The following is a 24038-nucleotide window of genomic DNA, read 5'->3' on the forward strand; positions in this document are numbered from 1 at the left end:
ATGACCAACCGGACCGGGGCAAACGCCCCGGCACCGGCCATCGTGCGGCTTGACGGCGCCGGCAAGGCGTTCGGGCCGGTCAAGGCGCTGGACCATGTGGATCTGCTGATCAGCCCGGGCGAATGTCTTGGGCTGGTCGGCCATAACGGCGCCGGGAAATCGACGCTGGTGAACCTGATCACCGGCCTCTTTGCACCCTCGCAGGGGCGGGTCGACTATCCGGGCGCCGAGGGGCCTTTGGCGGCCGGCATCCGCGCCATCTCGCAAGAGGGCACGCTTTGCCCGAACCTGACTGTCCTGGAAAACCTGTCCGTGGTGCAGCGCGACCTGACCGGGCCGGGCTGGCGCGCCCGCGCCGCCGGGCGCATCGGCCGGGCGCTGGATGCAGTCTTTCCCGGCCATCGCATCCGCCCCGAGGCGCTGGTCCATGACATGACGCTGGCCGAGCAGCAGATGGTCGAGATCGCCATCGGCTTTTCCGAAGGCGCGACCCCGGCCCGGCTGGTGGTGCTGGACGAGCCGACCTCATCGCTGGACGCCTCGATCGCGGCGCAGTTGCTGGCCCATGTGCGGCGTTTCTGCGCCGAGGGCGGCGCGGTCGTCTTCATCTCGCATATGATGGGCGAGATCTTTGACGTGGCGACGCGCATCGTGGTGATGCGTGACGGGCGCAATATCGCCGACCGTCCCGCCGATGCCTTTACCCGCCAGAGCCTTGTCGATGCGATGGGCCATGTCGCGGCAGATGATCACTCTGACAGCAGTGCCGCCACAGCCCCGCGCAATCTGGGCGACCGCGCCAAGGCCATCCTGCGCACCCCCGAAGGCATCGAGGCCCGCAAGGGCGAGATCGTCGGGCTGGCCGGGCTGGCCGGCCATGGTCAGGCCGAGGCCCTGGCGCGGTTCTACCTGTCGCAAAGTTCGGACTGGCGTGGCGCGGCAGATCCGCGCGCGGCCTTTGTCGCCGGCGACCGGCGCCGCGACGGCGTCATGCCGGTCTGGTCGATCCGCCGCAACCTGTCGCTGGCGATGCTGGACCGGCTGACCCGTTCCGGCCTGATCGACCAGCACCGCGAGACCGAGATCGGCGAAAGCTGGCGCAAGCGCATCGGCATCCGCACCCCCGATATGGGCAACCCGATCCTGTCGCTTTCGGGCGGCAACCAGCAAAAGGCGCTGTTCGCCCGCGCGCTGGCCACCACGGCGCCGGTGATCGTCATGGACGATCCGATGCGCGGCGTCGATATCGGCACCAAGACCGAGGTCTATGAGATGATCCGCCAAGAGGCCGCGCAGGGCCGCACCTTCCTGTGGTATTCGACCGAAATGGACGAGATCCGCAACTGCGACCGCGTGTTCGTATTCCGCGACGGCGCCATCTCGGCCGAGCTGGAAGGTGACCAGATCACCGAGGAAAACGTGCTGGCCGCCAGTTTCGAATTCGGCGAGACCGCCGCATGACCCGCCTGATCAACCCGCGCCTTGCGCTGCCGGTGCTGTCGCTGGTCGTGCTGATCGTCGCCGTGTTCTGGCTGCAACCGCGCGCCATGAGCTATGTCGGCATCAACCTGCTGTTCAATCTTGCCGTGCCGATCGCGCTGGCGACCATCGCGCAGATGATCATCATCATGGTCAATGACATCGACCTGTCGATGGGCGCCTTTGTCAGTCTGGCCGCCTGCATCACCGCCGCAATCCTGCCGGTCAATCCGGCCCTTGGCGTGCTGCTTCTGGCGGGCTGCGTGCTGGCCTATGCCGCTTTGGGCGCGCTGATCGAGATCCGGCAGCTGCCCGCCATCGTCGTCACATTGGGCATGTCCTTTGTCTGGGGCGGCGCGGCGGTGCTGATCCTGCCTTCGCCCGGCGGCACCGCGCCCGGCTGGCTGGTCTGGCTGATGAAATCGAAGCCCCCGCTGTTTCCCATGGCCATCGTCGCCAGCGTCCTGATCGCGACCGTCGCGCATCTGCTGATCATGCGCTCAAGCTTTGGCGTCCGGCTGCGGGCTCTGGGCGGCAATGCGCGCGCGGTGTCCCGCTCGGGTCGCTCGACCGTGGCGCTGCGCGCCTCGGCCTATGGGCTTGCCGGGATCTTTGCCGTGCTGTCGGGCATGGCGCTGGTCGGGCTGACCACATCGGGCGATGCCAATATCGCGCTGCGCTACACGCTCTTGTCCATCGCCGGGGTGATCCTGGGCGGGGGCGAGTTCACCGGCGGCCGCATCTCGCCCGTCGGCGCCGTCATCGGCGCGCTGACGCTGACGCTGGCCGGCAGCTTTCTGTCCTTTCTGCGCCTGTCGCCCGATTGGCAGATCGGTGCGCAGGGCGCCATCCTGATCCTGGTGCTGGCCGCGCGGCTGCTGGTGCGTCAGGCGGAGAAACGCGCATGACCCAGATGCTTTCCCTGCACCGCGCGCCCTGGTTCTGGGCGTGGATGGCGGCCTTTGCGGCCTTTCTGGCGACATGGTCGCTGTCGGTCGGCGGCGGAGGCGGCGGCATGGCGCTGCTGGTCGCGGCACTGACATTCGGCAGCTTCTCGGTGCTGACCGGGCTGGGCCAGATGCTGGTCATCACCATGGGACCGGGCAATACCGACCTGTCGATCCCGGCCACGATGACGCTGGCCGCCACGCTGTCGCTGAAGCTGATGGGCGGTATGACCGGGCCGGTCGCGCTGATCGTGCTGGCGGGACTTGCCGCGGCCCTGCTGATCGGCGCCGCCGTGGGTGTGGCGAACTTCACGCTGATCCGGCTGCTGCGCATTCCGCCGATCATCGCCACGCTTTCGGCCAGCTTTCTGTATCAGTCGCTGGCGATCTGGTCGAACCGCGGGCTGCGCATCAAGCCGCCAGAGGTTCTGGCCGATTTCACCACCGGCCGCGCGCTTCTTGGCATGCCGAACCTTGCCTGGGCGGCGCTGGCGGTCAGCGTTGGCTTTTGGGTGCTGCTGAACCGCTCGGGCTTTGGCCGCAGGGTTTCGGCCATCGGGCAGAACCCGCGCGCCGCGCGTCTGGCCGGCGTCCCGGTGGCCCGCATCAGCGCGATGACCTATGTGATCTGCGCCACCATGGCGGGGCTGACCGGCTTTCTGCTGGCCTGTTTCTCGGGCGGGGCCGCGCTGAACATGGGGGCCGAGTTCCTGCTGATGTCCATCGCCGTCACCGTCATCGGCGGCTCGTCCATCGCCGGGGGCAACTCCAACGTGCCCGGCATCTGGGCCGGCGCGCTCTTCATGTATCTGATCGTCTCGATGCTGAACTCTTACGGGCTGGGGGCCGGCGTGCGCCTGCTGCTGACCGGGGTCATCATCATCGCCATCGTCGCCGCCGCCAGCGGCAGAAAGGGCTGAGCCCATGTCCTGCGTGAAACCATCCATCTATGACCAGCGCGACGCGCGCTTTCGTGCCCTGATCCACCCCAATGCCCAGCTGCAACAGATCGGTCAGGGCTTTGAATGGGCCGAGGGGCCGGCATGGTTCCCGGCGGCGCAGATGCTGCTGTTCTCGGACATCCCGGCGCATCGGATGATCCGCTGGACCGCGCAGACTGGCTGCAGCATCTTTCGCGAGGATTCCGGCTATTCCAACGGCAATACCCGCGATCCGCAGGGCCGGCTGCTGACCTGTCACCACGGGCTGCGCGCCGTCACCCGGACCGAAGCCGACGGCAGCCTGACCACGCTGGCCAGCCATGCCGATGGCAAGCGGCTGAATTCGCCCAATGACGTGGTGGTCAAATCCGACGGCTCGGTCTGGTTCAGCGATCCGACCTACGGCATCCTGTCGGACCTCGAAGGCTACAAGGCCGATCCCGAACAGCCCGGCAGCCATGTCTGGCGCATCCCGCCCGAAGGCGGCGCGGCCGTGGCGGTCTGCCGCGACTTTGCCCAGCCGAACGGGCTGTGCTTTTCGCCCGATGAGCGGCTGCTCTATATCGCGGAATCCGGCGCAAGCCATGATGCCGCCGTGCCGCCGGTGATCCGGGTCTATGACGTCACCGGCGAGGGGCTGGCGAACGGGCGCGAATTCGCCCGTATCGACGCCGGCCTGCCCGATGGCATCCGCTGCGACGGCAATGGCAATCTGTGGTCCTCGGCGGCGGATGGGGTGCATGTCTTTGCCCCCGATGGCACCCTGCTGGGCAAGATCCTTGTCCCCGAGGTGGTGGCCAACCTGTGCTTTGGCGGCCCGCGTGGCAACCGACTGTTCATCACCGCGACCAGCAGCCTTTACATGCTGGCGGTCGATGCCTGCGCCGCCGGCTGGCCGGGCTGATCCCGGTCAGACGCTCCAATCGGGAAAGGCCTGGCCGGTCATGGCGCGCAATGTCGCGGCATCCTCGGTCAGGTCGTCGCACAAGTGATCGCGCAACTTCTGGGTGAATTCCGGCGGGGTGCGGGCCGGGCCACGCGCCATCAGGCGGCGCAACTGCCCGCGCACGGCCGGGTTGAAAACACGGGTCAGAACCGGGCGCAACGGCCCCTGCGCCAGCTTGAGCAAAGGCTTGGGCACCCGCGCCAGCTCGCTGCTTTCGTTCTGGCGCCGGGCCGAGGGCACCGGCATCGGCGCCGCGCCGATATGCCTCAGCAAGGCGTCGTAATGCGGCTGCGGATCGGCGCGGAAGGACTCGAAATCAAGGATCAGGATCTGCTCGGCCGGGAAATGCCGGTGATATTGCGCCAGCTGCCTGGCATAGCGGCTGGCATCGACCATGCCTTCGTATTGCGGCCCGCCGATCAGCTGGTCGGGCAGCAGGGTGATTCGCCCCATGCTCCAGCCATGGGCGTAATGCGACAGGGCGCGTTCGACCGGGTCGCGCAGCATGTAGACCAGCCGCACAGCGGGGCAATGGCCATGGATGCGGCGCGGCACGTCGGGAAAGTCGCGCGCCTTGCTGTAATTGGGGCTGACCTCGCCACGCAACCGTGCGCCGGGCGCAAATTGCGAGCCATACCAATCAGTTCCAAGGCGATAATTCTTGGTATCGATGAAGAAATCTGTTTCCTTCATCCGGGCCATCGCAATCTCGGGGTGTTGGGCCAGCAGGTCATTCAACATAGTAGTGCCCGCGCGCATGGCGCCGATGACGATGAAATCGACCACTGCCGCCGAGGTGCGCTCATCGCCGCTTGCGCAAAGAGCCAAAGATTGATGCACTGCCTGTCCTTTCGACCGGGTAAATTCCTGTCGGAATCACATGTGACGCAACGTCACAGGCTGCTGCTGATTGAGCTGGGCGTGATCGACGGCACCCCCCGCCGGGACCGCTTTTCCCCTTGCTTCCTAACAAACTAACACGTTCATCTCACGGCGCCAAAACTATTCCGTGAACGGATTTCCGCCTATAAACCTTTTTATATCGGCAATATTCCGCCGACCCTCAAATGGACAGGTCTTCTACTTTTGGTTGTTATCTCATCGGCGAATCGCAACGGCAATTAGCTAAAATTCTCTAAATTTTTATGCTTCTGCGCCTGCCGGTTGCTGGCGCCCGGATGGCACACCCATGCCTCACTCAACTTTGGAATGTGCCTACCCGCGACACAGTAGCGCGCTTTCGCACCCGCAGCAGAAATCCGCCGAACCGCCCCTGCAGCTGCCCCGTGTGATTGACATGTCGGACGCAAAATAAGAACTTTGGCCCACAAACTTTGTTATTTATCCGGCCCGTATCGAAAATCTCGTGCGAGCCGGTCGTGTTTTAGGGTAAAGCAGCGCGAGGTAAGTGCTATGTTGTCGGAAGCCGTCAAAGCCAAGCCCGAGTCGATCGAGCGGCGGATGAAATCCGCAGAAGCAAGGGATGCCGGCGGCATTTATCCGAACAATCTTTATGTTCGTTATGGCAAGCGCAGCCTTGACGTCACCGGCGCGCTGCTGGTGGCGGCGATGCTGCTGCCGGTGATCTGCCTCGTGGCCTGTCTGGTGCGCATGCAGGGCCGCAACGTGATCTTTGGTCACGAGCGCGTGGGCCGCGACGGCCGCCACTTCCGCTGCTTCAAATTCCGCTCGATGGTGCCGGATGCCGAAACCCGGCTGCGCGAGTTGCTGGAGCGCGACCCTGCCGCCCGCGCGGAATGGGAAGAGCATCACAAGCTGGACAATGACCCGCGCATCACGCGTTTGGGCCAGACCCTGCGCCGCACCAGCCTTGATGAACTGCCCCAGCTGTGGAATGTCCTGCGCGGCGACATGAGCCTTGTCGGCCCGCGCCCGGTGACCCCGACCGAGCTGACCGAGCGTTATGGCGATCATGCCGGCGCCTATCAGACCGTGCGTCCCGGCGTGACCGGCGCATGGCAGGTCAGCGGCCGCAACAACCTTTCCTACGAACAGCGCGTCCGGCTGGACCGCGATTATGCCCGCGACCATTCGCTGACCGGCGATCTGTCTATTCTGATCCGGACCGTGAAGGTCGTCGTTGCTCCCAACGGGAAATAGCTGCCCCCGGGACATCTCCTTGCCGGCGGCGGCGGCTTTTGCGGTCGTCGCGCAGCGTCACCAGAACAGCGATGGCGCAGACAGCAAGGTTCGCGGCCAGGATGAAGACTGCCAAGGAAAGCAGCCATCCCGCCCCGAACAGCAGCCATGTTGACAGGCCCGCGAAAAGCCCGGCACACATGCCCAAGAGAATAATCCCGACCATCATGGCTCAATCTAAGCATGAACAAAGGCGTCGCGCCAGTCTCGCGATGATATCTGCACAATGAACCATCCCGACCGGATTACCGAGGCCGATACACGCCTGACGGGTGCCGAGATCCTGATCGTCGTGCCCGCCCTGAACGAGGCCAAGGCGATCGACGCCTGCCTGCGTTCGCTGCTGACGGGGGATGCGCGGCTGGAGCGGGCCGATATCATCGTCGCCGATGGTGGCAGCAGCGACGACACCCGCGCCATCGTCACCCGGCTGGCGCAGAAATTCCCCAATATCCGCCTGATCGACAACCCCGAGCGGCTGCAATCGGCCGGCATCAACCGCGCGGTTGCGCTCTGCGCCCGGCCGCAGCACCGGGTGCTGGTGCGCGCCGATGCCCATGCCGTCTATCCGCCGGGCTATGCCATGCACGCGGCCGAGGCACTGGTGGCGGGTAAGTTTGCCTCGGTCGTGGTGCCGATGGATTCGCGCGGTCAGACCTGTTTCCAGCGCGCTGCCGCATGGATCGTCGACACCAAGGTCGGCTCGGGCGGCTCGGCGCATCGCGGCGGGCGCCTGTCGCAAGAGGTCGATCACGGCCATCACTGCGCCATGAGCCTTGAATGGTTCCGGGGCGTCAGCGGCTATGATGCCAGCTTCAGCCATAACGAGGATGCCGAACTGGATCACCGCATCCGGCTGGCCGGCGGCCGGATCTGGCTGGATGCCGATCTGCGGCTGGATTACTGGATGCGCCCGACGCCGCGCGCGCTGGCGCGGCAATACTGGAACTATGGTCGGGGCCGTGCGCGCACCGTGCGCAAACACGCGATGACGCCGCGCCTGCGCCAGATCGCGCCGGCGGTGAACCTGATCCTGCTGGGTGGCGGCCTGCTGCTGGCGCTGCTGGGGCTGCTTCTGGGCAGCAATGGCATGGTCGCACTGGGGCTGGCATGGCCCGCGCTTTACCTTACCGTGCTCATCGGATCGTCGCTGGCGATGGCTCTGCGGCACCGCAGCCTGTGCGGGCTCTGGGCCGGGCCGGCGCTGGCCGCCATGCATATCCCATGGGGGGCGGGTTTCCTCTCGGGCATCCTGCGCAAGGAATCCGACCATGCGCGTTGACATCACCATGTGCACCTTTCGCCGTCCCGAAGTGGCCGAGGCCATCGCCTCGCTGGGCCGGCTGACGGGGCTTGACGGCATCTCGCTGCGGCTGGTGGTGGCTGACAATGACGACACCGACAGCGCCCGGCAGGTGGTGGCCGAGGCGGCGCGCGCCCTGCCCTTTCCCTGTCTCTATATCCACGCGCCGGCGCGCAATATCTCGATCGCGCGCAATGCCTGTCTGGATGCGGCGACCGACGCCGACTGGTTCGCCAGCATCGACGATGACGAACGCGCCGATCCGCAATGGCTGGCCGAACTGCTGGCCGCCGCGCAGGCGGCAGGCGCCAGTTGCGCCATCGGCAAGGTGCTGGCCGACTATCCGCCAGAAACCCCGAAATGGGTGCGCGAGGTCGATCTGCATTCGACCTTCCCGGAAACCGAGCGTGTGCCTACTGCCAACAGCGGCAACGCGGCGATCCGCTGGAAGGGCATGCCCTGGCAGGATCAGCGCTATGACATCCAGCGCGGCACCACCGGCGGCGAGGACACTGAGTTCTTCCTGCGCCTGAACCGGCTGGGCATGGAGATGGTCGCAGCGCCCCTGGCGGTCACCCGCGAAACCGTGCCAGCTGTGCGCCAGACCCTGCAATGGCAGGCCAACCGGCGTTTCCGCATGGGCCAGACCCATACCGTGACCGCCCAAGGGCTGGCGGGGCGCGCGTCGCTGTTCCTGCGCGCTGGCAGCAAGGCCAGCTACTGCACGCTGCGGCAGGTGCTGGCCGGCGGAAACGAGACCAAGCGCAATTTCTGGTATCTGCGCGGGCAATTGCATCGCGGGGTCTGCGCCGCGCTGCTGACCGGGCGCAAGCAGGCCCAGCTTTACGGGCGCGACCCGGCATGAACGCGCAACTGCCCGCCACCGGCCTGCGCGTCGCGGTCTTTGGCTTCGACGTGGCCGAGGCATCGCAGATCCGCCGCATCCGGGCGCTGCGTGCCATCGGCTGTCAGGTCACCTCATTCTGCCAGCGCCGCGAGGGCAGCCCCGAGTTCACCCCGGAATGGCCGAATGTCGAACTGGGGCTGGTGCGGCATCAGGACATCAAGGGCCGGGCGCTGGGGCTTGGCCATGCCGTGCGCCGGGCGATGACGCAATGGCGCGCCCTGGCCGATGCCGATCTGATCATCGCGCGCAATCTGGATCTGGCGCTGATCGCGCTGGCCGCCCGCCGTCTGGCGGCGCTGCGCGCGGGCAAGCGTCCGGCACCATTGGTCTATGAATGCCTCGACATTCACGACCTGATGACCGCGCCGGGCCGCAAGGGCCAGATCATGCGTCTGGCCGAGCGGCGGGTGCTGGCCAATGCCGCGCTGGTCACCGTGTCCTCGCCCGGCTTTACCGAGAATTACTTCCGCCCGGTGCAGGGCTATCAAGGCCCGGTGGCGCTGGTGGAAAACAAGCTTTGGCTGGACCCGGCGCTGCATCTGCTGCGCCCGCAGCCTGCGCCGCGCCCGGACCGGCCGATCACCATCGGTCTCGTCGGCTCGATCCGCTGTCAGGCCTCGGTCGAACTGCTGCTGCGCACCGCCGATCTGATGGGCGACCGCCTGCAAGTCCGCTTTTCCGGCGCGCTGCATGACCATGCACTGAAGGATTTCCACGCCGAACTGGCCCGGCGCCCGAACGCCGTCTGGACCGGCGCCTATGCCTATCCGACCGGCCTGCCCGAGGCCTATGCCGCCTGTGATCTGGTCTGGGCGCAGGACATGTGGCAGCGCGGCACCAATTCGGACTGGCTGCTGCCGAACCGCATCTATGAGGCCAGCTGGTGCGGCTGCCCCTCGGTCGCGCTGGACAGCACCCAGACCGGCAAGCGCATCCGCGAGGCCGGCATCGGCTGGACCATCGCCGCACCGGAACCGCAGTTGCTGGCCGATCTTCTGGACCGCCTGCCCGTCCCGGCGCTGACCGAGGCGCGCGCGCGGCTGCTGGCCCGTCCCGCGGATGATTTTGTGCAGTCGCCGGCCGATCTGTTGCCGATGCTGGCGCCCGCGCTGCTGGGGCGCTGAGGCTTTGCCCTTGGCGGCTGCGCCTGCTATCCCCTGAGTCCCGGATGCGTCCCGAACCGGCAGGAGTGAATCATGCGGCAATATCTTGATGCCTTGCGCACAGTGCTGACCGAGGGCAGCCACTCGACCGACCGCACCGGCACCGGCACCATCTCGCATTTCGGGATGCAAAGCCGCTATTCGCTGGATCAGGGTTTTCCGCTGGTCACCACCAAGAAGCTGCACCTGAAATCCATCGTGCATGAGCTGCTGTGGTTTTTGTCGGGCGACACCAATATCGCCTATCTGAAACAGAATGGCGTCAGCATCTGGGACGAATGGGCCGATGATAACGGCGACCTTGGCCCGGTCTATGGCCATCAATGGCGCCACTGGCCGCGCCTGCGTGAAGAGAATGGCCGCGTCATCGTGGGCGAGTTGGACCAGATCGCCGAACTGGAACGCCGCATCCGCGAGACCCCGGATTCGCGGCGGCTGATCGTCTCGGCCTGGAACCCCGCTGAGGTCGACCGGATGGCGCTGCCGCCCTGCCATACGCTGTGGCAGGTGCGGGTACAGAACGGGCGTCTGTCGCTGCAGCTTTACCAGCGCTCGGCCGACATGTTTCTGGGCGTGCCCTTCAACATCGCCTCCTATGCGCTGCTGACGCATATGTTGGCGCATGTGACCGGCTACGCACCGGGCGATTTCATCCATACCATGGGCGATGCGCATATCTATCTGAACCATCTGGAACAGGTCGAAACCCAGCTTGCGCGCCAACCCCGCGCCCTGCCCCGGCTGCGCATCACCCGCGACGTGAGCTCGATCTTTGATTTCCGCTTCGAGGATTTCGAGTTTCTGAATTACGACCCCGCCCCCACGATCAAGGCACCGGTGGCGGTATGATCTCGCTGGTGGTGGCACGCGCGCGCAATGGCGCCATCGGTCGGGACATGACCATTCCATGGCACCTCCCCGAGGATCTGCGCCTGTTCCAGCGCGAGACCTTGGGCAGCGCCGTCATCATGGGCCGGCGCACATGGGACAGCCTGCCGTTCAAGCCGCTGAAGAACCGGCTGAACATCGTGGTGTCACGCGACACCGGGCTGGCCGAGCATGTCGCGCCGAGCGTGGCCGAGGCGATCACGCTGGCACAGGCGCAGGGTTATACCCGGATTTCGGGCATCGGCGGACAGGCGATCTATCGCGACATGCTGCCGCTGAGCGATCGGCTGCTGGTGACCGAGGTCGATCTTGATATCGAGGGTGCGGACGCCTTCTTTCCGGCCTTCGACGAAAGCGACTGGCTGGAACTGACACGCCGCCCGCTGACGGGCGGCGCCGAGGGGACGCCTGCGGCGACCTATCGCGAACTGGTGCGGCGCCGTTAAAGCGCCGTCCAGCCGCCGTCGACCGAGATGGTCGTGCCGGTGATCTGATCCGCTGCCGGCGAGCACAGGAACACCGTGGTGCCGCCGATCTGCTCGACTGTCGCGAACTCGCGCGAGGGCTGGCGGTCCAGCATCACCTTCTTGATGACCTCGTCGCGGCCCATGTTGTGAGTCTTCATCTGATCAGGGATCTGCGCCTCGACCAGGGGCGTCAGCACATAGCCCGGACAGATGGCATTGGCGGTGATCTTTTCCTCGGCGGTTTCCAGCGCGGTGACCTTGGTAAAGCCCACCACGCCATGCTTGGCCGCGACATAGGCCGATTTGAACGGGCTGGCGGTCAGGCCATGCGCCGAGGCGATGTTGACGATGCGGCCCCAGCCGGCCTTGCGCATCATCGGCAACGCCGCCGCCGTGGTGTGGAAGGCCGAGCTGAGGTTGATCGCGATGATCGCGTTCCATTTGTCGACCGGGAATTCATCGATCGGCGCGACATGCTGGATCCCGGCGTTGTTCACCAGAATATCGCATTGCCCGGCCTTTTCGATCAGCGCGCGGCACTCCTCGCCCTTGGACATATCGGCCTGGATATAGCGCACCTTGACGCCGTGTTCCTTGGCCAGCTTTTCAGCCAGGGCATGGTCCTCATCGCGGTCGGTAAAGCTGTTGATGACCAGATCGGCGCCCGCGCGCGCCAGTTCTTCGGCGATGCCAAGACCGATGCCCGAGTTCGAGCCGGTCACCACCGCCACCTTGCCTTGCAGGAATTTTTCAAACATCGCCAACCTCCCGACGTGATCTTGCGCGCGCAGCATGGGGAATATGACGGGGCGACACAAGGCCCGCGCGCGTGCCCAGCAAGCGGGGCCGCCCGCTCACGCCGGGTTCACGAAATGCTCACGCAGGGCGTCACGCCCGATTGAACCCGCGTGACCGCGCTTGTGATCCCGCCCGGCTTTCCCCTGCGGTGGGGCGGGCCTAAGCGGGGCTACCTTTGAAGAGAAACGAGACTCACATGAAACTCGCAGCCTATGCAGCTATCGCTGTCACCGCAGCCTCGGCAGCCCATGCCGGCGGCTATGTCGCCCCGGTCGTGGAAACGCCCGTGATCGCCCAGCAACCCGTCGCCCCGGTCACCGATGTCGACTGGTCCGGCTTCTACGCTGGTGGTCAGTGGGGCAAGGGCAATGCCAAGCTGAAATACCAAGGCGACTCGGCCGACGCCGATTTCGACGCCTTTGGTGTCCACGGCGGCTATCAGAAAGACTTCGGCAAATACGTCCTCGGCGGCGAGCTGTCCTATGACCGCGTCGACCCCAAGGACTCGGACAGCAAGGGCGATCTGGTCCGCCTGCGCGCCCGCGCCGGCTATGACCTTGGCCGCGTGATGCCCTACGTCACCCTGGGCGCCGCGCATCTGAAAGACGACGACCTCTCGGAAACCGGCCTGACCTATGGCATCGGCGCCGACTTCAAGGTCACCGACCGCGTCACCGTGGGTGCGGAATATTCGCGCACCAACTTCAAGGATGTGGCGAACGTCGATGGCGCCGATCTGGACACCAATCTGGTGCAGCTGCGCGCCGCCTATCACTTCTGATACGCGACCCGATCTTGTCAAAGAACGCCCCCGCATTCCGGGGGCGTTTTTCTTTGTCTGCAAGGCCTGTCGTGGGGACAAAAAAAAGCGCCCGCACAAGGCGGGCGCAAGTCATGAGGCAGGTTTCATACAGGCAAGAAACCTATCGAGCAGTGAGTTATCTATACGCTTTTCCCCCAGAGAGTCCAACGGGTAAGTTTGCACCGTGGTAAAGCCGCGGTTAATCTGACAGGCAACAAACCAAGCGACCCGGAAAACAGGGCCATCGAGCATGCGATTCTACAAATTTGCTAACGATTCCGCGATTTGGCGGGCGCTGGCGCTGTGTCTGGGTGTTGCATCCATGCCGCTGGCAAGCCTCGCCGAACCAATGCATGCCATTGCAATGTATGGAGAACCTGCGCTGGCACCGGGCTTTGACCACCTGCCCTATGCCAATCCGGACGCGCCCAAGGGCGGCACGATTCGACTGGCCGAGTCGGGCAGTTACGATTCGCTCAACCCGTGGATCCTGATGGGCAACCCGGCATGGCCGCTGTTCACCCAGCCCGGGCTGGTGGCCGAGCCGCTGATGATGCGGTCCCTGGACGAACCCTTCACGCTTTACGGCCTTCTAGCCGAAAGCGTCGAGACCGCGCCCGACCGCTCCTGGGTTGAATTCACCCTGCGCCCCGAGGCGCGGTTCTCAGACGGATCACCCGTCACTATCGAGGATGTGCTGTGGTCCTATCAGACGCTCGGGACCAAGGGCCATCCGCGCTATACCGCTGTCTGGTCCAAGGTGGCGAAGATGGAGCAGACCGGCCCGCGCTCGGTGCGCTTTACCTTCAACACGCCCGACCGCGAACTGGCGATGCTGATGGGCATGCGGCCGATCCTGAAAAAGGCGCAATGGCAGGGTCGGGATTTCAGCCAATCCAGCCTGATGGCGCCGGTGGGCTCGGGGCCTTATGTCATCGACCGCGTCGATGCCGGGCGTTCAATCACCTTTCGGCGCAACCCCGATTACTGGGGCAAGGATTTGCCGTTGAACCGGGGCCTGAACAATCTCGACGTGATCCGCTATGACTATTTCGGCGACAGCTCGACCATGTTCGAGGCCTTCAAGGCAGGTGAAACCGATGTCTGGCGCGAGCTGATCGCGGCGCGCTGGGACCGCGACTTCACCTTCCCGGCCGTGCGCGAGGGACGCGTGGTCAAGTCCGAGATCGCAAACGAACGGCCCTCGGGGATCATGGGGCTGGTGATGAACACCCGCAATCCGGTCTTTGCCGATTGGCGGGTGCGGCAGGCGATGATCGAGGCGTTCAATTTCCGCTTTATCAACCAGACGCTTTCGGGCGGCACCGACCGACGCATCACCAGCTATTTCTCGAACTCGGATCTGGCGATGGAGCCGGGTCCGGCAACCGGACGCGAGGCCGAGTTGCTCGCGCCTTATGCCGCCGACCTGCCGCCCGGCACGCTCGAAGGCTACAGCCTGCCGCCGGGCGGTCCGCGCGCCGTCGACCGCGCCAGTATCCGCGCCGCGCTGGACCTGCTGGCGCAGGCGGGATGGACGGTGCAGGACGGCGTATTGAAAAATGCCGCAGGCACGCCTTTCCGTTTCGAGATCCTGCTGAACCAGGCCGGCAGCGCCATGCGCTCGAACGCCGAGATGCGCCAGATCGTCGATATCTTTGTTGAGACGCTGCGCAATCTGGGCATCACGCCGCAGGTGACGCTGCTGGACCCGGCGCAATATGTCGAGCGCACCAACAATTACCAGTTCGACATGACCTGGTATGAGCGCGGGCTGAGCCTGTCTCCGGGCAATGAGCAGATGCTTTACTGGGGCCATGACGGCGTGACCAAGCCCGGCACCAAGAACTGGATGGGCATGAATTCGCCCGCAGCCGAGGCGATGATCGCCGAGATGGGCCACGCCGGCTCGGCCGGGGATTACCGCGCAGCGGTGCGGGCGCTGGACCGCATTCTGACCGCCGGACGCTACGTGATCCCGGTCAGTTTTTCGCGGGTTTCCCGCTTGGCGCACAGCACCAAGCTGCATTATCCTGAAAAGACACCGCTTTACGGCGACTGGCCCGGATTCATGCCGGAAACCTGGTGGTATGAGGAAAGGAAGTGAACGTGATCAAGATCGCAACCCTTGCAGCAATTCTGGCGTTGGCTGGCTGCAATACCGTCGCGGGTGTCGGTGAGGACATCTCGGGCGCCTCGCGCATGGTGCAAGGCAATATTGGCGGAGGGGGGTATTGATGCGCTGGAGCAACGTTCAGGCCAATTGGTCGGCCTTCTATGACGCGATCACCGAGAAATGGCCCGAGGCCGATGAGGATGAACTGGACGAGATCGACGGCGACCAGCGCGCCTTCATCAAATATATCTCGGAAGTGACCGGGCAGGAGATCGCCGAGACCAAGGACGAGATCCGCGAATGGCTGGCCGGCGAGATCCCCTCGGACGTGGTGATGGACCCGGTGCATGACGGCCATTCCATCGCGCTTTCGGCGAAATATGTCGGTGAGGGCGAGGATGAATATGACGATGACGCGCGCTTTGGCGATGACGACGAGATCGAAGGCGATGGCGATCTGAACGATCCGCGCTGACGGCGGGCCTTGGCGCGGGGGCTTTGCCCCCACGCTTTCCCGCCCCCCTCGACGGGGGCCGGAAAGCGTTCCCCCAGGATATTTTCACACGAAAGAAGGCGCGGCCGGTTCGGGCGCCGTTAGAGCCCCCGGCTCAGGCTTCGAGCACGGCCCAGACCGGGACGTGATCGCTGGGCTTGTCCTTGGCGCGCTCGTCGCGGTCGATGCCCAGATCGACCAGGAGGTCGGCGGCCTGCGGTGACAACAGGATATGGTCGATGCGGATGCCATTGTCGCGCTGCCATGCGCCAGCCTGATAGTCCCAGAAGGTAAAGGGGCCGCGCAGGCTGTCGGGATGGCGCAGCCGGATCGCATCCACCCAACCATCATTCAGGATGCGGCGGAAGGCGGCGCGGCTTTCGGGCTGAAACAGCGCGTCGTCGCGCCACTTTTCGGGATGGGCGGCGTCGCGCGGTTCGGGGATGACGTTGTAATCGCCCATCATCACCACCGGCAGCTCGCTGTCGCGCAGGCTGCGGGCATGGTTGCGCAGCCGCTCCATCCAGGCCAGTTTGTAGTCGAATTTCGGCCCCGGCTGCGGGTTGCCATTGGGCAGGTAGAGGCCGGCGATGCGGACGGCGCGTTCGCCCACCACCGTCGCCTCGATATAGCGGGCCTGTTCGTCGCTGCCGTCGCCCGGCAGGCCGCGCATCATGTCCTCAAGCGGGTATTTCGACAGGATGGCGACGCCGTTGAAGCTTTTCTGGCCATGGGTGGCGATATTGTAGCCCAGATCGGCGATCGGCTCATGCGGGAAGGCCTCGTCCTGGGTCTTGATCTCTTGCAGGACCACGACATCGGGCTGCGCCTCGGCCAGCCAGCCGGTCAGGGTTTCGATACGGGCACGGATGCCGTTGATGTTGAATGTCGCGATCTTCATGGGCGGCAAGTTAGCCGCCCCGCCGGGCCAAGGCCAGATCAGATCGAGAAAGAGGTGCCGCAGCCGCAGGACGAGGTGGCGTTCGGGTTCTCGATGGTGAAGCGCGCGCCGATGAGCTCGTCGCTGAAATCGATCACCGCCCCGGCCAGAAAGGGCAGCGAGACCGGATCGACCAGCACCGTCTGGCCGGCGCCGCTAAGCCGCAGATCGTCCTCGGCCGGCTCATCCAGACGGATGTCATATTGAAAGCCCGAGCAGCCGCCGCCGGCCACCGCCACGCGCAACGGCCGCGCCGGGCCATCGGCATTGATTTCAGCCAAGCGTGCAAAGGCGCGTTCGGTCACCTTCGGGGGCAGGTTCAGGGCGTTGTTCATGGGGCGTTCCGGTTTTCGTCGTCTGGTGCTGAATATAGGGTTCCAGCCGAGACCTCGCAAGGAAGCGCCCCCATGACGGCATCTTATGCCTGCCAGCCCGAAGACAGCCGCGGCCGCCGTTGGCCCGAACGCATGTCGACCTTTCGCAGCCCATGGCAGCGCGACCGGGACCGGATCATCCATGCCTCGGCCTTTCGCCGGCTCAAGCACAAGACGCAGGTCTTTGTCGAACACGAGGGCGATTATTACCGCACCCGGCTGACCCATACGATCGAGGTGGCGCAGGTGGCGCGCACCATCGCGGGCGTGCTGGGGCTGAACCCCGATCTGGCCGAGACCGTGGCCCTGGCGCATGATCTGGGGCATCCGCCCTTTGGCCATACCGGCGAGGACGCGCTGGCGGTGCTGATGGCGCCCTATGGCGGGTTCGATCACAACGCGCAGGCGCTGCGCATCGTCACCCGGCTGGAGCGGCATTATGCCGATTTCGACGGGCTGAACCTGACATGGGAGAGCCTTGAAGGGATCGCCAAGCACAATGGTCCGGTGACGGGCGAGCTGCCCTATGCCTTGGCCGAGGTGAATGCCGAATGGGATCTGGAGCTGCATACCAATGCCAGCGCCGAGGCGCAGGTGGCCGCCGTCGCCGATGATGTCGCCTATAACCACCACGACCTGCACGACGGGCTGCGGGCGGGGCTGTTCACCGAGGATGATCTGGCGCAGCTGCCGGTGATCGGCGAGGCCTTTGCCGAAGTGGACCGGCTGCATCCGGGGCTGGACCCGATGCGGCGCCGGCATGAGGCGCTGCGCCGGGTCTTTGGCGTCATGGTCGAGGATGTGATCGCCGTGGCGCAGAACCGGCTGGCCAGCCTGCGCCCGACCAGCGCGCAGGAAATCCGCGATATGGACGGGCCGATCATCCGCTTTTCCAAGCCGCTGTATCAGAACCTCAAGGCGATCAAGCTGTTCCTGTTCCAGCGCATGTATCGCGCGCCCTCGGTCGTGGTCGAGCGCCAGCGTGTCACCGAGATGCTGAACGGGCTGTTCCCGCTGTTCCTGAACGACCCCTCGAAGATGCCCGAGCATTGGTTCGCGGCGGCCGAGGCGGCGGGCGACGAGACCGGACGGGCGCGGGTCGTGGTCGATTACGTCGCCGGCATGACCGACCGCTTTGCCATCCACGAGGCGGAACGGCTGCTGGGCTGAGGCGCGCGGGCGAGGTTGGCCGGGGGCTTTGCCCCCACGCCGGCCCGCCCCTCGACGGGGCGATCCGGCGTTCCCCCAGGATATTTCGGCACGAAAGAAATGCGGCGGGTGCCCCGCTTCCCCGGCGTTGTCATTACTTGTCGTGCGTCTTGAGCCAGCTGCGCATCATCTCGATCTCGGCGGTCTGGGCCTTGATCACCTCTTCGGCCAGTTTGCGCACCTCGGGGTCTTTGCCATGTTCCAGCTCGACCTTGGCCATGTCGATGGCGCCCTGGTGGTGCGGGATCATGCCGCGCATGAAATCGGCATCGGCATCGCCCGTGTAGCCGATCACCATGTCCTTGTGCATGCGGGCCGTTGCCGCCTCATAGGCCGCGGTCGAGCCGGTGGCGGCACCGACCTTGGCCATGTCGTGGTTCATATGCGCATCCTCGGCCCAGCCGAGGCTGGGCAGCAGCACGAGGGCGGCCAGCGAAAGCAAACGGGTCATCGGTCTCTCCTTGCTCGGGTCGGGATGATGGAAGCCGCTTCGGCATAGGGATGCAAGGCGCCCGGCGGGGCAGTGGCGTCACTTTGGCTAAAATCTGCGTGCGGGGCGAACCGGGCCGGGCCGGGCCGCGTTGACCGGCATATCACCCATGAGGAGACAGGCGATGATCACCAATTCCGGCTCGGCCAAATGGCAAGGCGGCCTCAAGGACGGTCAGGGCACGATTTCGACCAAATCGGGCGCATTGAACGAATTGCCCTATGGGTTCAAGGCCCGGTTCGAGGGCGCCCCCGGCACCAATCCCGAAGAGCTGATCGGCGCGGCGCATGCGGCCTGCTTCAGCATGGCCTTGTCGGCGATTCTGGCCGAGGCTGGCGTCACCGATGTCAGCATCGCGACCACCTCGAAGATCGGGCTCGACAAGGACGGCGACGGCTTTGCGGTCAAGACCGCGCATCTGAGCACGACGATCTCGGGTCAAGGCGAGCACGCCACCATCGAGGAAGCCGCCCACAAGGCCGAGAAAGGCTGCCCGATCAGCAAGCTGCTGAACGCCGAGATCTCACTGGATGTCACCATCGTCTGATGCTGATCCGCTATGGATATCGCATCGGCATCGAAAGCGACGGCCCGCTGCCGCTGATCCTGCAGCTGACCGCCCGCCCCGAGCGCCGGCTGGACCTGCGCGGCCCCGAGCGGTTCCGCACAGATCCGGGGCTGGCGCATGCGGTGCATCTGGATCTGTTCGGCAATCTGCGCACCCGCCTGACCGCGCCGGGCGGGGCCTTGGTGCTGGAAAGCGATGCGATCATCGCCGACAGCGGGCTGCCCGATCCGGTCTGCCGGGCCGCCGAGGAGGTGCCGGTTGCCGATCTGCCCGACGCGGCGCTGACCTATCTGACGCCCAGTCGCTATTGCGAGAGCGATCTACTGGCAGAACTGGCGTGGGATCTGTTCGGCAATGTGACGCCGGGCTGGGGCCGGGTGCAGGCCATCTGCGATTTCGTTCACGATCATCTGGTCTTTGGCTATGGCGATGCGGATGTGTTCCGCACCGCCAAGGGCGCCCATAACGAACGCAAGGGCGTCTGCCGCGACTATGCCCATCTGGCGATTGCGCTCTGCCGTGGCCTGAACATCCCGGCGCGCTATGTCTTTGGTCATCTTGGCGATATCGGCGTGCCGAAATCTGCCGATCCAATGGATTTCGCCGCGTGGATGCAAGTCTGGCTGTCGGGCCGCTGGTGGACCTTCGATCCGCGCAACAATGCCGCGCGGATCGGCCGCATCGTGCTGGGTCTTGGCCGCGACGCCGCCGATACCGCGATGATTTCGAGCTTTGGTCCGCACCGGCTGACCGAATTCACCGTCTGGACCGATGAGGTGACGGCAGAGGGTGTGCCGGGCTAGACCATCATCTCTTTGGTGGCGGTCAGACGCAGTTCGGGATGATCGCGGCTGACGCGGTCGATGTCCCATTGCAGCCGGGTCAGATAGACCTGATCGCCATCATGGTCCTGCGCCATGTGCTGCTTGTTGGTCTGGGCAAAGGCCTCGACCTTGTCCTTCGGACCGGCGATCCAGCGGGCGCTGGTGAACTGGCTAGATTCAAAGCGCACCGGCAGGCCGTATTCGATCTCGATCCGGCTGGCCAGCACCTCGAATTGCAGGGGCCCCACGACGCCGACGATGAAGCCCGAGCCGATCATCGGCTTGAAGACCTTGGCCGCGCCCTCTTCGGCAAATTGCATCAGTGCTTTTTCCAGATGCTTGGCCTTCATCGGATCGCCCGCGCGCACGGTCTGCAACAGTTCGGGCGCGAAGGACGGGATGCCGGTAAAGCGCAGCACCTCGCCCTCGGTCAGCGCATCGCCGATGCGCAGCTGGCCGTGGTTGGGGATGCCGATGATGTCGCCGGCCCAAGCCTCCTCGGCGAGTTCACGGTCGGCGGCCAGAAACAGCACCGGGTTCGACACCGCCATCGGCTTTTTCGTCCGCACATGCAGAAGCTTCATCCCGCGTTCGAAATGCCCCGAGGCCAGCCGCACGAAGGCCACGCGGTCGCGGTGCTTGGGGTCCATGTTGGCCTGCACCTTGAAGACAAAGCCGGTCACGGCCTTTTCCTCGGGCGCGATCTGACGCTCGGCGGCGTTCTGCGGCTGCGGCTCGGGGCCGAACTCGCCGATGCCCTGCATCAGCTCCTTGACGCCGAAACTGTTGATCGCGCTGCCGAACCAGATCGGCGTCATATGCCCTTCAAGGAAGGACTTGCGATCAAAGGCCGGCAAAAGCTCGCGCGCCATCTCCAGCTCTTCGCGCAGCTTGGCGAGTTGCTCGGCCGGGACGTGATCGGCCAGCTTCGGATCGTCCAGACCGCTGATCTGCACGGTTTCGGCGACCTTGTTGCGGTCGGCGCGGTCCATGATCTCCAGCCGGTCGTTGAGCAGGTCATAGGCGCCGACGAAGTCGCGGCCCATGCCGATGGGCCAGCTGACCGGCGCCACGTCGATGGCCAGGTTTTCCTGAATCTCATCGATGATCTCGAACGTGTCGCGGGATTCGCGGTCCATCTTGTTGCAGAACGTCAGGATCGGCAGGTCGCGCAGCCGGCAGACCTCAAACAGCTTCTGCGTCTGGCTTTCGACGCCCTTGGCGCCGTCGATGACCATGATCGCCGCATCGACCGCCGTCAGGGTGCGATAGGTGTCTTCGGAAAAATCGCTGTGGCCGGGCGTGTCCACGAGGTTGAAGCGGTATTGCCCGAACTCGAAGCTCATCGCCGAGGCCGAGACCGAGATGCCGCGATCCTGCTCCATCTTCATGAAGTCCGAGCGCGTGCGCCGCGCCTCGCCCTTGGCCCGCACCTGACCGGCCATCTGAATCGCGCCGCCGAACAACAGGAACTTTTCGGTCAGCGTGGTCTTGCCGGCATCCGGGTGCGAAATGATCGCAAAGGTGCGGCGGCGGGCGATTTCGGGCGGAAGATCGGGACGGTTCATCATGGCGCGCGTTTATCGCTTGTCGCGGGCCGCGACAATTGCCTTATCCGCAAGGCAGGCGGGCGGTTCAGACGAATTGCTCGCGCATCAGCCGTTCCTCGAGCCCGTGGCCGGGATCAAACAGCAACCGGTGGCTGATCGACTCCTCGGAGCGGATCTCGACCCAATGCACCGAATCCACGCCGCGCGAATCGGCGTCCGCCATCACCGGGCGTTTGTCGGGGTCGAGCACGTCGAAGCGCAGGGTGGCACTGCTGGGCAGGATCGCGCCCCGCCAGCGCCGGGGGCGAAAGGCCGCAATCGCGGTCAGCGCCAGCACGTCCGAGCCCAAGGGCAGGATCGGGCCATTGGCGGAATAGTTGTAGGCAGTCGAGCCGGCGGGGGTCGAGAGCAGCGCGCCGTCGCAGACCAGCTCTTTCATCCGCACCTGCCCGTTCACGCTGATCTGCAACCGCGCCGCCTGTGGACCCGCGCGCAGCAGGCTGACCTCGTTGATGGCCAACGCGCAATGTTCATGCCCGTCGGTGGTGCCGGCGGTCATCGCCAGCGGATGGATCGAGGTCTCTTCGGCCGCCGCGATGCGTTCGGGCAGGCCCTTTTCCAGATAGGTGTTCATCAGAAAGCCCACCGTGCCGCGGTTCATGCCATAGACCGGCAGGCCGCGGTTCTGATGCATGACATGCAGCATCAGCCCGTCGCCCCCCAGCGCCACGATGACCTCGGCCTCGCGCAGCCCGGCCTGACCATAACGGTCGCTGAGCCGTTCGGCGGCGGTGACGGCGGTTTCGGTGCCGCTGGAGATGAAGTGCATTTTCATGCCCGCATCATGGCGCGGGCCTTGGCGGGCGCAAGGCCCTTTGACTCTTGGAATAATCTACCGCCGGGGCGTCGCATCCATCCTAGCGGGCCGCAACGAAAGGCGCTAGAACACCGCCAAGCCCATTCACATGAGGACGAGATGACCGATACCGGATTCTTCACCGAGACGCTGGACAGCCGCGATCCCGAGATTTTTGGCGCCATCCGCAAGGAACTTGGCCGTCAGCGCGAAGAGATCGAGCTGATCGCTTCGGAAAACATCGTCTCCAAGGCGGTGCTTGAGGCGCAGGGCTCGGTCCTGACCAACAAATATGCCGAAGGCTATCCGGGCAAGCGCTACTATGGCGGCTGCCAATATGTCGACATCGTCGAGGATCTGGCGATCGAGCGCGCCAAGCAGCTGTTCAACTGCGGCTTTGCCAACGTCCAGCCGAACTCGGGCTCGCAGATGAACCAGGCCGTGTTCCTGGCGCTGCTGCAGCCGGGCGACACCTTCATGGGTCTGGACCTGAACTCAGGTGGTCACCTGACCCACGGTTCGCCGGTCAACATGTCGGGCAAATGGTTCAACGTGGTCAGCTACGGCGTGCGTCAGCAAGACCAGCTGCTGGACATGGACGACGTGCGCAAGAAGGCGCTGGAGCACAAGCCCAAGCTGATCGTCGCCGGCGGCACCGCCTATTCCCGCGTCTGGGACTGGGCCGCCTTCCGCGCCATCGCTGACGAAGTCGGGGCCTATCTGATGGTCGACATGGCCCATATCGCGGGTCTGGTCGCCGGTGGCCAGCATCCCTCGCCGCTGCCGCACGCCCATGTCGTGACCACCACCACGCACAAATCGCTGCGCGGCCCGCGTGGCGGCATGGTGCTGACCAACGACGCCGACATCGCGAAAAAGATCAACTCGGCGGTGTTCCCCGGCCTGCAGGGCGGCCCGCTGATGCATGTGATCGCGGCCAAGGCCGTCGCCTTCAAGGAAGCGCTGGAGCCCTCGTTCAAGGACTATGCCGCGCAGGTCGTCAAGAACGCCTCGGCCATGGCCGATGAGCTGATGAAGGGCGGCATCGACATCGTTTCGGGCGGCACCGACAATCACCTGTGTCTGGCCGACCTGCGCCCGAAAGGCGTGACCGGCAAGGCGACCGAGGCGGCTCTGGGCCGTGCGCACATCACCTGCAACAAGAACGGCGTGCCGTTCGACCCGGAAAAACCCTTCGTGACCTCGGGCATCCGTCTGGGCGCGCCGGCCGGCACCACCCGCGGTTTCGGCGAGGCCGAGTTCCGCCAGATCGCCCGCTGGATCGTCGAGGTCGTCGACGGCCTTGCCGCCAATGGCGAAGAGGGCAATGCCGAGGTCGAAGCCAAGGTGAAGGGCGAAGTCGAAGCACTTTGCGCGCAATTCCCGCTCTACAAGGGCATGTGAGCCCTTAGGGCTCGAACAGGGGGCGCCGGTCGCAGGACCGGCGCCCTTTTTCATGCGACATTTGTCGCAAATATTCCATGATGTCAGGCTATGGGTCGAGCGGGCGTCCGACCCCGCGATTTGCTTGCTTTTGTGGAAAAATCGTAATCACTGTGCGTACACCGGGCGTACACAGGCTGTACACCGGGCGGCGGACATTGCCGGGCGGATGTTGGACGCATACGACAGATTGGGGAGATAGGCAGTCCGTAGGTGACGGGCCGGAAGGTCGGGCGCGCGCTCTCAACGTAAGCGCGACGACGAGGCCCTATGCAGCGAGGCTTGACGCTTGGTCGTAGCACCAGGGCATGAGGTCCTCGATGCGGGATCTGGGGTGTCCGTCGAGGATGGCCCGGAGGGTATCGGCGAGGTAG

The 24038-nt window shown here is 65.1% G+C and carries 26 protein-coding genes; 18 read left to right on the forward strand and 8 right to left on the reverse strand.

Annotated features, from left to right (window positions below):
* From GL279_RS14415 to GL279_RS14430, 4 genes are read left to right on the forward strand one after another with little or no spacing between them, the layout of a single operon-like run.
* On the forward strand, positions 1–1461 hold the full coding sequence (locus tag GL279_RS14415; protein WP_155065342.1) for a sugar ABC transporter ATP-binding protein: 1461 nt from the start codon (positions 1–3) through the stop codon (positions 1459–1461).
* On the forward strand, positions 1458–2387 hold the full coding sequence (locus GL279_RS14420; protein WP_155065343.1) for an ABC transporter permease: 930 nt from the start codon (positions 1458–1460) through the stop codon (positions 2385–2387). Before GL279_RS14415 ends, GL279_RS14420 begins: the two co-directional genes overlap by 4 nt.
* Positions 2384–3346, forward strand: coding sequence for an ABC transporter permease (locus tag GL279_RS14425; protein ID WP_155065344.1), 963 nt, complete (start codon positions 2384–2386; stop codon positions 3344–3346). Before GL279_RS14420 ends, GL279_RS14425 begins: the two co-directional genes overlap by 4 nt.
* A gap of 4 nt (positions 3347–3350) precedes the next feature.
* A complete protein-coding gene (locus tag GL279_RS14430) occupies positions 3351–4271 on the forward strand; it encodes an SMP-30/gluconolactonase/LRE family protein (protein WP_155065345.1) in 921 nt (306 codons plus the stop codon).
* A 6-nt stretch (positions 4272–4277) separates the two neighbouring features.
* Here the strand turns inward: GL279_RS14430 and GL279_RS14435 are convergent, their stop codons facing one another.
* On the reverse strand, positions 4278–5153 hold the full coding sequence (locus GL279_RS14435) for a sulfotransferase (protein ID WP_155065346.1): 876 nt from the start codon (positions 5151–5153) through the stop codon (positions 4278–4280).
* A gap of 573 nt (positions 5154–5726) precedes the next feature.
* Between GL279_RS14435 and GL279_RS14440 the strand changes: the two genes are divergently transcribed.
* The 6 genes from GL279_RS14440 (at position 5727) to GL279_RS14465 (ending at position 11180) form a co-directional block, all read left to right on the forward strand.
* Complete coding sequence (locus GL279_RS14440; protein WP_246175327.1) at positions 5727–6434, forward strand: sugar transferase; 708 nt, start codon at positions 5727–5729, stop codon at positions 6432–6434.
* Positions 6435–6699: 265 nt separating this feature from the next.
* Positions 6700–7755, forward strand: coding sequence for a glycosyltransferase family 2 protein (locus GL279_RS14445; protein ID WP_155065347.1), 1056 nt, complete (start codon positions 6700–6702; stop codon positions 7753–7755).
* A complete protein-coding gene (locus tag GL279_RS14450; protein WP_155065348.1) occupies positions 7745–8641 on the forward strand; it encodes a glycosyltransferase family 2 protein in 897 nt (298 codons plus the stop codon). The genes GL279_RS14445 and GL279_RS14450 overlap by 11 nt, the downstream gene beginning before the upstream one ends.
* Positions 8638–9807, forward strand: coding sequence for a glycosyltransferase (locus GL279_RS14455; protein WP_155065349.1), 1170 nt, complete (start codon positions 8638–8640; stop codon positions 9805–9807). Before GL279_RS14450 ends, GL279_RS14455 begins: the two co-directional genes overlap by 4 nt.
* Positions 9808–9879: 72 nt before the next feature.
* Entirely contained in the window at positions 9880–10695 is an 816-nt protein-coding gene (locus GL279_RS14460) for a thymidylate synthase (protein WP_155065350.1), read from the forward strand.
* The gene (locus GL279_RS14465) at positions 10692–11180 is read left to right on the forward strand and encodes a dihydrofolate reductase (protein WP_155065351.1); all 489 of its coding nucleotides are present in this window, start codon (positions 10692–10694) and stop codon (positions 11178–11180) included. Before GL279_RS14460 ends, GL279_RS14465 begins: the two co-directional genes overlap by 4 nt.
* On the opposite strand, the gene GL279_RS14470 is transcribed toward GL279_RS14465, so the two are convergent.
* Entirely contained in the window at positions 11177–11959 is a 783-nt protein-coding gene (locus tag GL279_RS14470; protein ID WP_155065352.1) for a 3-hydroxybutyrate dehydrogenase, read from the reverse strand. The genes GL279_RS14465 and GL279_RS14470 overlap by 4 nt on opposite strands.
* Positions 11960–12195: 236 nt before the next feature.
* Here GL279_RS14470 and GL279_RS14475 point away from each other — a divergent pair, with 236 nt between their 5' ends.
* From GL279_RS14475 to GL279_RS14485, 4 genes are all read left to right on the forward strand, one after another.
* Positions 12196–12780, forward strand: coding sequence for an outer membrane protein (locus GL279_RS14475; protein ID WP_155065353.1), 585 nt, complete (start codon positions 12196–12198; stop codon positions 12778–12780).
* A 271-nt stretch (positions 12781–13051) separates the two neighbouring features.
* A complete protein-coding gene (locus GL279_RS14480) occupies positions 13052–14908 on the forward strand; it encodes an extracellular solute-binding protein (protein WP_155065354.1) in 1857 nt (618 codons plus the stop codon).
* 2 nt (positions 14909–14910) lie between these two features.
* The gene (locus GL279_RS19595; RefSeq protein ID WP_281348986.1) at positions 14911–15039 is read left to right on the forward strand and encodes a hypothetical protein; all 129 of its coding nucleotides are present in this window, start codon (positions 14911–14913) and stop codon (positions 15037–15039) included.
* Entirely contained in the window at positions 15039–15392 is a 354-nt protein-coding gene (locus GL279_RS14485) for a hypothetical protein (RefSeq protein ID WP_155065355.1), read from the forward strand. Before GL279_RS19595 ends, GL279_RS14485 begins: the two co-directional genes overlap by 1 nt.
* 133 nt (positions 15393–15525) lie before the next feature.
* Here the strand turns inward: GL279_RS14485 and xth are convergent, their stop codons facing one another.
* The gene (gene xth / locus GL279_RS14490) at positions 15526–16311 is read right to left on the reverse strand and encodes an exodeoxyribonuclease III (RefSeq protein ID WP_155065356.1); all 786 of its coding nucleotides are present in this window, start codon (positions 16309–16311) and stop codon (positions 15526–15528) included.
* A 38-nt stretch (positions 16312–16349) separates the two neighbouring features.
* Positions 16350–16685 (reverse strand): HesB/IscA family protein, encoded by a 336-nt coding sequence (locus tag GL279_RS14495; RefSeq protein WP_155065357.1) that lies wholly within the window; start codon positions 16683–16685, stop codon positions 16350–16352.
* Positions 16686–16757: 72 nt separating this feature from the next.
* On the opposite strand from GL279_RS14495, the gene GL279_RS14500 reads away from it, so the two are divergent.
* A complete protein-coding gene (locus tag GL279_RS14500; protein ID WP_155065358.1) occupies positions 16758–17894 on the forward strand; it encodes a deoxyguanosinetriphosphate triphosphohydrolase in 1137 nt (378 codons plus the stop codon).
* A gap of 133 nt (positions 17895–18027) precedes the next feature.
* Here the strand turns inward: GL279_RS14500 and copM are convergent, their stop codons facing one another.
* Positions 18028–18384, reverse strand: coding sequence for a CopM family metallochaperone (copM, locus tag GL279_RS14505; RefSeq protein WP_155065359.1), 357 nt, complete (start codon positions 18382–18384; stop codon positions 18028–18030).
* Between the two features lie 163 nt (positions 18385–18547).
* Between copM and GL279_RS14510 the strand changes: the two genes are divergently transcribed.
* The gene (locus GL279_RS14510) at positions 18548–18970 is read left to right on the forward strand and encodes an OsmC family protein (protein WP_155065360.1); all 423 of its coding nucleotides are present in this window, start codon (positions 18548–18550) and stop codon (positions 18968–18970) included.
* Positions 18970–19794, forward strand: a complete 825-nt coding sequence (locus GL279_RS14515) for a transglutaminase-like domain-containing protein (RefSeq protein ID WP_155065361.1) — start codon at positions 18970–18972, stop codon at positions 19792–19794. The genes GL279_RS14510 and GL279_RS14515 overlap by 1 nt, the downstream gene beginning before the upstream one ends.
* Here GL279_RS14515 and GL279_RS14520 read toward each other — a convergent pair.
* Complete coding sequence (locus tag GL279_RS14520) at positions 19791–21386, reverse strand: peptide chain release factor 3 (protein WP_155065362.1); 1596 nt, start codon at positions 21384–21386, stop codon at positions 19791–19793. The genes GL279_RS14515 and GL279_RS14520 overlap by 4 nt on opposite strands.
* Positions 21387–21450: 64 nt before the next feature.
* Positions 21451–22200, reverse strand: a complete 750-nt coding sequence (locus tag GL279_RS14525) for an NAD kinase (RefSeq protein WP_155065363.1) — start codon at positions 22198–22200, stop codon at positions 21451–21453.
* Positions 22201–22341: 141 nt separating this feature from the next.
* On the opposite strand from GL279_RS14525, the gene glyA reads away from it, so the two are divergent.
* Positions 22342–23625, forward strand: a complete 1284-nt coding sequence (glyA, locus tag GL279_RS14530; RefSeq protein WP_155065364.1) for a serine hydroxymethyltransferase — start codon at positions 22342–22344, stop codon at positions 23623–23625.
* 307 nt (positions 23626–23932) lie between these two features.
* Here the strand turns inward: glyA and GL279_RS14535 are convergent.
* Positions 23933–24038 (reverse strand): transposase domain-containing protein (locus GL279_RS14535; protein WP_155064130.1); only part of this gene is annotated, 106 nt, incomplete at its 5' end.

The organism is Paracoccus limosus (genome assembly GCF_009711185.1).
Lineage (GTDB): Bacteria > Pseudomonadota > Alphaproteobacteria > Rhodobacterales > Rhodobacteraceae > Paracoccus > Paracoccus limosus.

Excerpts from the sequence above, each read along its gene's own strand:
- GL279_RS14415 (WP_155065342.1), top strand. The coding sequence starts at position 1 with ATGACCAACCGGACCGGGGCAAACGCCCCGGCACCGGCCATCGTGCGG.
- GL279_RS14420 (WP_155065343.1), top strand. The coding sequence starts at position 1,458 with ATGACCCGCCTGATCAACCCGCGCCTTGCGCTGCCGGTGCTGTCGCTG.
- GL279_RS14425 (WP_155065344.1), top strand. The coding sequence starts at position 2,384 with ATGACCCAGATGCTTTCCCTGCACCGCGCGCCCTGGTTCTGGGCGTGG.
- GL279_RS14430 (WP_155065345.1), top strand. The coding sequence starts at position 3,351 with ATGTCCTGCGTGAAACCATCCATCTATGACCAGCGCGACGCGCGCTTT.
- GL279_RS14440 (WP_246175327.1), top strand. The coding sequence starts at position 5,727 with ATGTTGTCGGAAGCCGTCAAAGCCAAGCCCGAGTCGATCGAGCGGCGG.
- GL279_RS14445 (WP_155065347.1), top strand. The coding sequence starts at position 6,700 with ATGAACCATCCCGACCGGATTACCGAGGCCGATACACGCCTGACGGGT.
- GL279_RS14450 (WP_155065348.1), top strand. The coding sequence starts at position 7,745 with ATGCGCGTTGACATCACCATGTGCACCTTTCGCCGTCCCGAAGTGGCC.
- GL279_RS14455 (WP_155065349.1), top strand. The coding sequence starts at position 8,638 with ATGAACGCGCAACTGCCCGCCACCGGCCTGCGCGTCGCGGTCTTTGGC.
- GL279_RS14460 (WP_155065350.1), top strand. The coding sequence starts at position 9,880 with ATGCGGCAATATCTTGATGCCTTGCGCACAGTGCTGACCGAGGGCAGC.
- GL279_RS14465 (WP_155065351.1), top strand. The coding sequence starts at position 10,692 with ATGATCTCGCTGGTGGTGGCACGCGCGCGCAATGGCGCCATCGGTCGG.
- GL279_RS14470 (WP_155065352.1), bottom strand. The coding sequence starts at position 11,959 with ATGTTTGAAAAATTCCTGCAAGGCAAGGTGGCGGTGGTGACCGGCTCG.
- GL279_RS14475 (WP_155065353.1), top strand. The coding sequence starts at position 12,196 with ATGAAACTCGCAGCCTATGCAGCTATCGCTGTCACCGCAGCCTCGGCA.
- GL279_RS14480 (WP_155065354.1), top strand. The coding sequence starts at position 13,052 with ATGCGATTCTACAAATTTGCTAACGATTCCGCGATTTGGCGGGCGCTG.
- GL279_RS14485 (WP_155065355.1), top strand. The coding sequence starts at position 15,039 with ATGCGCTGGAGCAACGTTCAGGCCAATTGGTCGGCCTTCTATGACGCG.
- xth (WP_155065356.1), bottom strand. The coding sequence starts at position 16,311 with ATGAAGATCGCGACATTCAACATCAACGGCATCCGTGCCCGTATCGAA.
- GL279_RS14495 (WP_155065357.1), bottom strand. The coding sequence starts at position 16,685 with ATGAACAACGCCCTGAACCTGCCCCCGAAGGTGACCGAACGCGCCTTT.
- GL279_RS14500 (WP_155065358.1), top strand. The coding sequence starts at position 16,758 with ATGACGGCATCTTATGCCTGCCAGCCCGAAGACAGCCGCGGCCGCCGT.
- copM (WP_155065359.1), bottom strand. The coding sequence starts at position 18,384 with ATGACCCGTTTGCTTTCGCTGGCCGCCCTCGTGCTGCTGCCCAGCCTC.
- GL279_RS14510 (WP_155065360.1), top strand. The coding sequence starts at position 18,548 with ATGATCACCAATTCCGGCTCGGCCAAATGGCAAGGCGGCCTCAAGGAC.
- GL279_RS14515 (WP_155065361.1), top strand. The coding sequence starts at position 18,970 with ATGCTGATCCGCTATGGATATCGCATCGGCATCGAAAGCGACGGCCCG.
- GL279_RS14520 (WP_155065362.1), bottom strand. The coding sequence starts at position 21,386 with ATGATGAACCGTCCCGATCTTCCGCCCGAAATCGCCCGCCGCCGCACC.
- GL279_RS14525 (WP_155065363.1), bottom strand. The coding sequence starts at position 22,200 with ATGAAAATGCACTTCATCTCCAGCGGCACCGAAACCGCCGTCACCGCC.
- glyA (WP_155065364.1), top strand. The coding sequence starts at position 22,342 with ATGACCGATACCGGATTCTTCACCGAGACGCTGGACAGCCGCGATCCC.